The organism is Corynebacterium sp. (assembly GCF_012837295.1).
Lineage (GTDB): Bacteria > Actinomycetota > Actinomycetes > Mycobacteriales > Mycobacteriaceae > Corynebacterium.
Window position 1 is genome coordinate 1 of record NZ_DURI01000285.1, and the last position, 9,366, is coordinate 9,366.

The following is a 9,366-nucleotide window of genomic DNA, read 5'->3' on the forward strand; positions in this document are numbered from 1 at the left end:
ATTCACGCGCTCCACTGTAGCGAACGGGCCTCCGCCGATTTCGGGCGCGGGCGGGCCGGTCGCGGCGGCCCCGGCGGCGCCGCGCGGGTGAACGGGAGTTCCCGAACGGGCGCGCATGCGGGATCCGGCGCCGCGTGCACAATGGGGCCATGACGGATGACGCGACGACCTCTCCCCTGGACCCGCCGATCGAGGACACCATCGACGACGCTTCGCTGGCCGCCCACGTGGTGCGCCGCGCCGCGGAACTCGCGGCCCGGATGCGCGCGGACGGGCTGGAGACCGAGTTCAAGACCTCCATCTCCGACGTCGTCACCGCCGCCGACCGTGCGGCGGAGCAGCTCGTGGTCTCCGAACTCGCGCGGTTGCGCCCCGACGACGGCATCCTCGGCGAGGAGGGCTCCGCCAAGGACGGCACCTCGGGGCGCACGTGGGTCATCGATCCCGTCGACGGCACGTACAACTTCACGTCCGGCTCCGACTACTGGTGTTCGGCCATCGCCCTGGTCGAGGGTTCCCCGGACGATCCGGAGCGGATCATCCTCGGCGCGGTGCATCGGCCGTCGGAAAGCGTCACGTGGATCGGTGGCCCGGACCTGCCGACGACGCGCACCGATGAGCGCGGGACCGTCGAATTGGAGCGCATCGGCGACGCGCCGGCCGGCACTCTCAGCGTGGGCACGTACCTGCACACGACATGGCTTGGCGACGGCCCCTTGGTGGCGGCCTGGCTCGAAGCGGCGGGGCGATTCGCCACGTGGCGCATGCTGGGCTCGGCGTCGGTGGATTTGGCCGGGGTCGCCGACGGGCGCGTCGGGGCGTGGTTCCAGCATTCGGTGGCCTCGTGGGACTGGCTGCCCGGCCACGCGCTGGTCGCCGGAGTCGGCGGCGCGAGCGCGCTGGTGAACGGCTGGAGGATCGCCGGCCCGGAATCCGTCGTCGCCGAATTGAAGGACACGCTGGCAAAGTAGCGGCCGGCGGTGTGGTCGCCGGCCTGCCCTCGGTCGTCGCCTGGCTGAAGGAGACGCTGGCGAAGTAGCGGCCGGCGGTGCGTCGTCGGCCGGCTAGCGGCGAGCCATCCACGCACCTGCCAAGTCGCGGTCGTTTCGGTCCCAGATCACCGCCCCGCGCCACTCCCCCGCCACACCAGTCCCAATTTTCCGGCGATCGCCCAAATCGGGACATCACCGATTGCCGCGACCTGGTCTTTTACCTCGCGGGCGCGTCCCGTTTTGGGCGATAGCAGACTCGCTACTTCTGGGCGGTGACCCCTCCCCGATTTGGGTTCTCACCCGCCTCCCACCGCCCCCGACCTCACGGCCGAGTCACACTGGCCCCAAAATTCCGCCGCGCGTTCAACTTGAAACATCCGAGCGGCAAAAGACCAGGTGTTTTCCAGCGCCGGTGTTTCAAAAAGAACGCGATCGCCGGACGCTGGGGCTGGTGTGAATAGCGGTCCATGAACGCCGACAGACAGTTGGCCCAGTCGGGGGCGCCATCGAAACTGGGAATGGCGGCGGTCTCTGAGCGGTGGGCGTCGTAAAGCGAAAAGCCTTAGAGATGCAACGCGCCGATGAGGATCAGCAGGACGGCCACCAGGTAACCGGCGCCGCGGGACACCTTTGCCTGGTTGTCGCGGGCGGCCGCGAAGATGCGGCCGAGCCACGAGTTCGGGCGGTGGCGGACGATGCCGACGGCGATGGCGACGAGGGTCGGCAAGCTCAGCGCGACCGACGCGTAAAGAATCAGCCCCAGGTAGCGCTCGACGACCGGCAGCCCGCCCGCGGAGAGCACGGCCAGTCCGGCGAAGAACGGCACCGACGTCACCGACTGGATGGCGCCGAGGACGAAACCGGTGGCCACGGTCATGATCGACGGGGTGCGCAGCGGCGCGAGGATCTTCTCCACCAGCGCCGACGAATCGCCGCCGCGGAACGTGAGCACCGCCGTGGCCAGGCCCGTGATGATCAGCAGCACGCCGAACAGCGGCGATTCCACCAGCGCGGCCACCTGGTCGCCGAGGCCGTCGAAGACGACGAGCACCGCCAGCGCCAGCACCGCGACGCCCAGCCAGTCGCCGAAGACGAGCAGCGGCGTGATGCGGCGGTAGCGGCCAGCCGGCAGCATCATGCCCAACGCGACGACGACCGCGATCAGCAGGACGTTGATCGAGTCGAGGAACGCGTAGGTCAGGGCGTTGAGCATGCGGGGGCCTTTCGGTGGGGCCGGTCTAGACTACCCCTCATGAGCGCCTTCGCCGATGACCTCGCCCTCGCCCACAAGCTCGCCGACCTCGCCGACGCGGTGACCATGCCGCGCTTCGGCGCCGCCGACTTGAACGTGGAGTCGAAGCCGGACCTGACTCCGGTGTCCGACGCGGACCTCGCCTGCGAGCGCGAGCTGCGGGCGCTGCTGTCCGGCGAGCGGCCCGACGACGACGTCCTCGGGGAGGAGTTCGGCGGCGACGCGGCGTTCGAGGGCCGCCAGTGGGTGATCGACCCGATCGACGGGACGAAGAATTTCGTGCGCGGCGTGCCGGTGTGGGCGACGCTGATTGCGCTGCTGGTCGACGGCGTGCCCGTGGTCGGCGTGGTGTCGGCGCCGGCGCTGGGCCGCCGCTGGTGGGCGTCGAAGGACGGCGGCGCGTGGCGGTCGGCGGCACTGGGCTCCCCCGCGACGTCGGAGGCGCCGGGCGAGGTCGTCGGCGCGCCGGCCCCGCAGCGCATCTCCGTGTCGAGGGTCGGCGACGTCGCCGACTGCTCGGTCGCCATCTCCTCGCTCACCGGCTGGCGCGACCGCGGGCTGCGGGACCAGCTGATTTCGCTCACCGACGACGCGTGGCGCCTGCGCGGGTACGGCGACTTCTTCTCCTACTGCCTGGTCGCGGAGGGGGCGGTCGACGTCGCCGCCGAGCCCGAGGTGTCGCTGTGGGATCTGGCGCCGCTGGCGGTGCTGGTGGCCGAGGCCGGCGGCCGGTTCACGTCGCTGGTCGGCGAGGACGGTCCGCATGGCGGGGACGCCATCGCCACGAACGGGCTGCTTCACGACGCCGTGCTCGGCTACCTCAAGTAGCCGCGATCCGAGAAGGCGCCGCTTGATCTGTTGACGGTCAGGAAGGTGCGGTCGAGAAAGGTGGGCGCGGGCCGTCGTCAAGCAAGAACCCGCTACACCCGTTAGTCACCCACGGCTATCCAAGGTGCATGAGGTGACGCTAACCTGAGCCGCGAATGTTCGAGGCGAAGGGAACGCGCATCATGGCCAAGTCCGGCAAGGGCAAGAAGAAGGCGAAGAAGAGGGACGCGACGCTGCACCTGCCCGCCTGCTCGAAGGCCGAGGCCAAGGCCGCGAAGAAGCTCCTGGACAAGGATCCGTTCAAGCTCGCGACGATGACGCCGAAGAAGAAGTGCTGCAAATCCGGCACGCGCTGCCTTCGCTGCCCGGTGGTGCTGCACAAGCTCAACCGCGAGATCAAGAACGGCGAGGTCGACCGCGCCGCGCTGCTGCTGGTCGCGGCGAAGGCGCGGGTGCGGTGAACACTCGCGCGGTAGGCGTCGGCGCGTAAGGCCTCAGCGCGCCGCCCCCTCCCCTTATGCCAGGCGGAATCCGCCGCCGGGGCCGCCGTGGAGATTCATGTCGTCGATCTGGGCGCGCACGGACGTGACGACCGTCGGCGCGAACACGGGGCCCTGCAGAGGCGTGGTGCACGCGGGTGCCGAGTTGGCGCCCTTGACCATGGCCACGAGACGATCGCCGACGAAAACCGGGGCGCCCGAATCGCCGGGCGCGGCGCAGATCTGGGTGGACACGTGCGGGCCCCCGGCCGAACCGGGCGCATCCTGCAGCCAGGTCGGTCCGCACGAACGTCCGGTGGCCACGCCCTGCTTGCAGGCGATCTCACCGGGCTTGGGCAGCTCGCCGACCGATGCGACGCGGGTGTCGCCGTACGTCGACGCCGGAACGGCACGCGAATTGAGCACCAGCACCGAGTAATCGAAGGTCGCGTCGACGCGCTGGACGGCCCCGACGACGCCGGCCCCCACCGCGTCCATGGAGCGCACCTCGGCGCCGGGACCGCCGCAGTGACCGGCGGTGATGCCGATCAGGCGGTCCGCGGAGTCGCGGCCGGCGGCCGTGAGGGTGCACACCGCGCGCCCGTCACCGTTGCCGACGAGGATCGGCGTACCCGGCCCCATCAGCGCCCTGCCCTGTGCGGCCAGCCGGTCGGCCTCGGCGGGCGCGGTCGGCGAGGAGAACCACACGCCGTCGACGCGCTTGTGCACGGGCCCGGGCGACGCCCCGAGGATCTTCGACACCGGGTCGTCGGCGACCTCATGCGGCTCCATCGAATACTCGAGGGCCGAGTAGTCCAGCGCGTAGCCGTGCTTGACGACGCTGGATTCGTGACGGCCCGACTGGGCGGTATCTACGGATTCGGCCGGGGCCAACGCCCCCTGTGCCACCGGCGCCACCGGTGCCGCCGCCGCTTCCCCCGCCCCGAACATCGGGATGAACGCCGCCGCGATCAGCGCCACCGCGGCCCGCTTGCCCCTGAAAAAGCCCATCTGCCCTGCCACGCCCCATCCGATTGCGTATCCGTCCACAAAATGCCGTGTGTACTGGCATTTTCCACATGTCCGGGCGACCTTACCCGCCGACCCGAACCTGGGGCCAATGTTATGGAAGTTGCGCATGTGATTTGCAACATGGTCGTCGAAAAGCAAAGGGGCGCAGCGGTTCCCAATGACGAAACCCCCGCGGCACCATGTGCCACGGGGGTCCGCTTCCCCTGCCCCGGTCGCCACCTGACGCCCGCTTCGCGGCGAACGCGATGCGGGCGGTGAACCGGGCGAAGACTCCTACTTGCCCTTCATCGTGCCGTGCTCGGCGAGATTCTGGTGGAAGGAGAACGCGGTCGCCAGATCATGCGGGGTGTGCATGGGACGGCCCTGCGAGGTGGCGCGCTCGACGTACTCCTCCAGCAGCGGGCGGTAGTCCGGGTGCGCGATGGCGATCATCTTCTTCGCGCGGTCACGCGGGGCCAGGCCGCGCAGGTCGGCGTAGCCGTACTCGGAGATGACCACCATGACATCGTGCTCGGTGTGGTCGATGTGCGACGCGAAGGGCACGATCGCCGAGATGGCGCCGTCCTTGGCCAGCGACGGGGTGATGAACGACGAGATGAAGCCGTTGCGGGTGAAGTCGCCCGAACCGCCGATGCCGTTCATGATCCGCGAACCGGAGACGTTCGTGGAGTTGACGTTGCCGTAGATGTCGGCCTCGATCATGCCGTTGGTGGCAATCAGGCCCACGCGGCGGATGACCTCCGGGTGGTTGGACACCTGCAGCGGGCGGGTGATGATCGACTCGCGGTAGCGCGCGGCCTCCTTGTTCATCCGCTCGGCGTACTCCGGCGACAGCGAGAACGACGTCGCCGAGGCGACCGTCATCTTGCCGGCGTCGATCAGGTCGACCATGCCGTCCTGGATGACCTCGGTGTAGGCCTGGATGTTCTCGAACTTCGAGTCCAGCAGGCCCGCCATCACGGCGTTGGGCACGTTGCCGACGCCGGACTGCATGACGTAGCCGTCGTAGGCCAGGCGGCCGCCGGCCACCTCGCCCTCGAGGAAGTCGAGGAAGTTGCCGGCGATGCGCTGGGAGACGTCGTCGATCGGCTTGAACGGCGAGTTGCGGTCCGGCGAATCGGTCTCGATGACGGCGACGACCTTGTCGGTGTCGATGTCGATGTACGTGGTGCCCACGCGGTCGCCCGGGTTGTTGATGGGGATCGCCGTGCGGTTCGGGCGGGACTGGACGCGGTAGACGTCGGCCATGCCCTCCAGGTCCACGGACTGCCAGGAGTTGACCTCGATGATGATCTTGTCGGCGGCGTCGAGGTACTCGACGTTGTTGCCGACGCCCGACGACGGCACGATGTGGCCCTCTTCGGTGATGCGCGCGGCCTCGACGATGGCGAAGTCCAGCTTGCCGAAGAAGCCCTCGGAGACCTGCTGCGCCGAGTGCGACAGATGCATGTCGGCGTACTTCATCTCGCCGGCGTTGATCTTCTTCCGCATGATCGGGTCCGACTGGTACGGCATGCGGAAACGCAGGGCGTCGGCCTCGGCCAGGACGCCGTCGCAGTCCGGGGCGGTCGACGCGCCGGTGTACAGGTCGATGGCGAACTCGTCACCGCGGGCGTGGGCCTCCTTGGCGCGCTCGGCGATGGCGGTCGGCATTTCCTTCGGGTAGGCGGCGCCGGTGAAGCCGGACATGCCGATCTTCGCGCCGTGGCCGATGAACTCGGCGGCCTCGGCGGCGGACATGATCTTGCCGCGGAGCTTCTGGTTGGCAATGCGCTCGGTCATGGTTTTCGTTCCTTCTCTATGCGGTCGTTGCCGTGGGAGCTGTGGGTGCTGTGCGACGCCCCGGCGCCCGCACTTGTCGGCGGGCCCCAGGGGCGGACGGGGACCTACTCGGCCCAGTCGTTGGCGCGGATGATCTCGACGAAGTCGTCGCGTTCGAAGCCCGGCAGGAAATGCTCGAGGACGTCGGCCTTGACGTTGCCGAAGGTGGTCTCCGGGCGGTGCTTGATGCCGTCGGTGAAGGCCTGCAGAATCTGGTTCTTGAAGTCCGGGCGCGGGTGGGCGGCGGTGATCTCGGCGCGCTGCTCGTCGGTGAGCTTGTCGTAGTCGATGCCGAGGACGTCGAGCTCGACGCCGCGGGTGACCAGGGCGATCTCGGGGGCCATGTGCAGCGGGATCTCGGGCGTGGTGTGCAGGGCGATGCCGGCCCACGCGAGGTCGGCGCGCTCCTCCGCCAGGCCATGCTCCAGCAGGAATCGGCGGGCCTCGTCGGCGCCGTCGATCTCGAAGCGCTGGTCGTCGCGGCGGTACTTCTCCGTCAGGCCCAGGTCGTGGAACATCGCGCCGACGTAGAGCAGCTCGGGGTCGAAGTCGAGCTTCTCCTGCTCGCCGCGCAGGGCGCCGAACACGTACACGCGCCGGGAGTGGTCGTAGATCAAGTCGGATGCGGCCTCGCGGACCAGCTCCGTCGCTTCCTTCGCCAGCTTGCTGTCGGGGATCTTGATTCCGGCGATTTCCTCGGCCATGTCAACACCACTGCCTTCCGTGTCGGGTTGTCGGGGGTCGATGGAGATGCTTTGCGACGCCAACGCTGCACCACCTCTGGCCTCAATGATCGTTTTCGGCGATATACTTTCGCCATGTCCAGGCAGCCATGTTTCCCACGATTTCGGACATCGCCGTCCGCCCGTACGATGCCGGTGTTACGGACCGGGAGACTGGCCGTCGCAAAGCAATCGGCGACGATGAACGGGGACGCGCGATGAAGCGGCGCATGGGGCTGATCGTGTTCGACCGGGTGACCATGCTCGACGTCAGTGGGCCGGCGGAAGTGCTGAACAAGGCCGACGTCATCAACGCGACGGTTGGTGCCGGCGGCACGGGCGTCGGCGTCGGCGGCACCGGATACGAGCTTCTGTACATCTCCCCCACCGGCGGCAACGTCCGCACGTCGTCGGGGATGACCATCGCCGACACCGTCACCCCGGACGGCGTCGGACCACTGGACACGCTGATGGTCGCCGGCGCCGAGCACCTCGCCACCGATCCGATCGACGCGGAACTGCTCTCCACCGTCGAGACGCTGGCCACCGGGGCCGGACGCGTCGCGTCGGTGTGCACGGGCGCGTTCGCGCTGGCGGAGCTGGGCTACCTGGACGATCGGCGCGCCACGACGCATTGGCGCCACGCCGACCTGCTGGCCCGCCGGTACCCGAAGGTGCGGGTCGAACCGGACATCATCCACATCCGCGACGGCCGCTACCTGACGTCCGCCGGCATCACCGCCGGCATCGACCTGACGCTGGCACTGGTGGAAGAGGATCTCGGCGCCGACGTCGCCCGCGCAGCCGCCCGCGACATGGTGATGTTCATGCAGCGCCCCGGCGGGCAGTCCCAATTCTCCGCGGCGCTGGATACGCCCCCGGGCGCCAACCGGGTCCTGCGCGAACTCCTCGCCGCCATCAAGGCGGACCCGGGCGCCGACCACACCGTGTCGTCGATGGCGGCGACGGCCAACGTCAGCACCCGCCACCTGGGCCGAATGTTCCACGACGAGCTGGGCACGACGCCGACCCGCTGGGTCGAGCGCATCCGCCTGGATCGGGCGCGGCAGCTGATCCTGGAGGGCCTGCCGGTGACGAAGGTCGCCGAGCTGTCGGGCTTCAGCAGCGACGAAACGTTGCGGCGCTCCTTCGGCCGGCACCTGCACACCACCCCGACGGAGTACCGGGCCCGCTTCGCGTCGGCGCTGCCCTGACGGTGCCGCCCGTAACCGCGCCGCCGAACGGGCCATCGAAAGGACCCGGACACGACGAAGGCCCCCGGCGCAATGCCGGGGGCCTTCGTTCACATTGGTAGCGGGGGCAGGATTCGAACCTACGACCTCTGGGTTATGAGCCCAGCGAGCTACCGAGCTGCTCCACCCCGCGTCGACTGCTTGTACACCGTAACACGGAACCAACTGATTCCATAATCACGCCGCTTGCAGCGGGCGCTGATCTTTCGAGAGAATCTCTCGCTGACCAACGAGACGTAACTCTAGCACCGAGCCTCAACTCTTGGCCAATCCCCTGGTCAGCGCGGTGCATGCGCTTTACGACGGCCGACGTCCGCATGGGAAGGCGCCCCAACGGGAAACCGGGCCGCACCCGGAAGGTCTCCCCTCCTCGGTGCGGCCCGGTTCGTCGCCAAGCAATCCGCAGCGGTTACTGGCCGTTGGCCTTCTGATAATCGGCGACGGCCTTGTCCAGATCCGCCAGAGCCTGGCCCTGCGCGGCGAAGTCGCCGCTTTCCTGGGCGGACTTCAGGCGCTCGAGGATCGTGGAGATCCGGCCGGCGGCCTCGTCGCGGGCGGCGACGTCGACCTGGCGATCGGACTCGGGACGGGCCTCCGTGGTGCCCTCCTGGGTCTCGTCGGCACCATCGGTGCCTTCGCCCTCATCGTCCGGCATGGCATCCTCCTCGCCGCGCTCGCGGGCGACGTCACTGGAATCGATGCCCACCTGGCGCAGCGCCTCGGACACGGTCGGCGCGTAACCGACCTCGCCGCGGTAGGACACCAGGATGCGCAACAGCTTCGGGAACGCCGTCTCCTGGCCCTGGCGCTGCGTGTACACCGGCTCGACGTACAGGATCTCGCCGTCGCCGACCGGCAGCGTCAGCAGGTTGCCGTTGGTCACCACGTTGGTGCCCTCCAGCAGCGTGCGGTCCTGGGCGACCTCATCGGCCGACATCATCGTGTCCTGCGCCTGCTTCGGGCCCATCGTCTGGGTGTTCGTCGGCA

8 protein-coding genes, 1 tRNA gene and 1 pseudogene are annotated in these 9,366 nt (G+C 69.0%); 4 read left to right on the forward strand and 6 right to left on the reverse strand.

Annotated features, from left to right (window positions below):
• Positions 1 to 149 precede the first annotated feature (149 nt).
• Positions 150 to 971, forward strand: a complete 822-nt coding sequence (locus tag GX015_RS09250; protein ID WP_291344584.1) for an inositol monophosphatase family protein — start codon at positions 150 to 152, stop codon at positions 969 to 971.
• A gap of 583 nt (positions 972 to 1,554) precedes the next feature.
• Here GX015_RS09250 and GX015_RS09255 read toward each other — a convergent pair.
• A complete protein-coding gene (locus GX015_RS09255; RefSeq protein ID WP_291344586.1) occupies positions 1,555 to 2,205 on the reverse strand; it encodes a hypothetical protein in 651 nt (216 codons plus the stop codon).
• Between the two features lie 39 nt (positions 2,206 to 2,244).
• Between GX015_RS09255 and GX015_RS09260 the strand changes: the two genes are divergently transcribed.
• Together GX015_RS09260 and GX015_RS09265 are read left to right on the forward strand one after the other, a co-directional pair.
• Complete coding sequence (locus GX015_RS09260) at positions 2,245 to 3,072, forward strand: inositol monophosphatase family protein (protein ID WP_291344588.1); 828 nt, start codon at positions 2,245 to 2,247, stop codon at positions 3,070 to 3,072.
• A gap of 155 nt (positions 3,073 to 3,227) precedes the next feature.
• Positions 3,228 to 3,533 carry a hypothetical protein gene (locus tag GX015_RS09265; protein WP_291344590.1) on the forward strand — a complete coding sequence of 102 codons (306 nt, stop codon included), beginning with the start codon at positions 3,228 to 3,230 and terminating at the stop codon, positions 3,531 to 3,533.
• A 54-nt stretch (positions 3,534 to 3,587) separates the two neighbouring features.
• Here GX015_RS09265 and GX015_RS09270 read toward each other — a convergent pair whose 3' ends face one another.
• The 3 genes from GX015_RS09270 to GX015_RS09280 all read right to left on the reverse strand — a co-directional run bounded on the left by GX015_RS09270 (position 3,588) and on the right by GX015_RS09280 (position 7,108).
• Complete coding sequence (locus GX015_RS09270) at positions 3,588 to 4,562, reverse strand: hypothetical protein (protein ID WP_291344593.1); 975 nt, start codon at positions 4,560 to 4,562, stop codon at positions 3,588 to 3,590.
• 294 nt (positions 4,563 to 4,856) lie between these two features.
• Complete coding sequence (locus tag GX015_RS09275) at positions 4,857 to 6,365, reverse strand: acetyl-CoA hydrolase/transferase family protein (protein ID WP_291344595.1); 1,509 nt, start codon at positions 6,363 to 6,365, stop codon at positions 4,857 to 4,859.
• A gap of 104 nt (positions 6,366 to 6,469) precedes the next feature.
• Positions 6,470 to 7,108 (reverse strand): HD domain-containing protein, encoded by a 639-nt coding sequence (locus tag GX015_RS09280; RefSeq protein WP_278826785.1) that lies wholly within the window; start codon positions 7,106 to 7,108, stop codon positions 6,470 to 6,472.
• 236 nt (positions 7,109 to 7,344) lie between these two features.
• Between GX015_RS09280 and GX015_RS09285 the strand changes: the two genes are divergently transcribed.
• Positions 7,345 to 8,340 (forward strand): helix-turn-helix domain-containing protein, encoded by a 996-nt coding sequence (locus tag GX015_RS09285; protein ID WP_291344598.1) that lies wholly within the window; start codon positions 7,345 to 7,347, stop codon positions 8,338 to 8,340.
• Between the two features lie 95 nt (positions 8,341 to 8,435).
• On the opposite strand, the gene GX015_RS09290 is transcribed toward GX015_RS09285, so the two are convergent.
• Positions 8,436 to 8,512 (reverse strand) — tRNA-Met (locus GX015_RS09290).
• Positions 8,513 to 8,788: 276 nt separating this feature from the next.
• A pseudogene (locus GX015_RS09295) lies at positions 8,789 to 9,366 on the reverse strand (membrane protein); the annotation flags it as partial.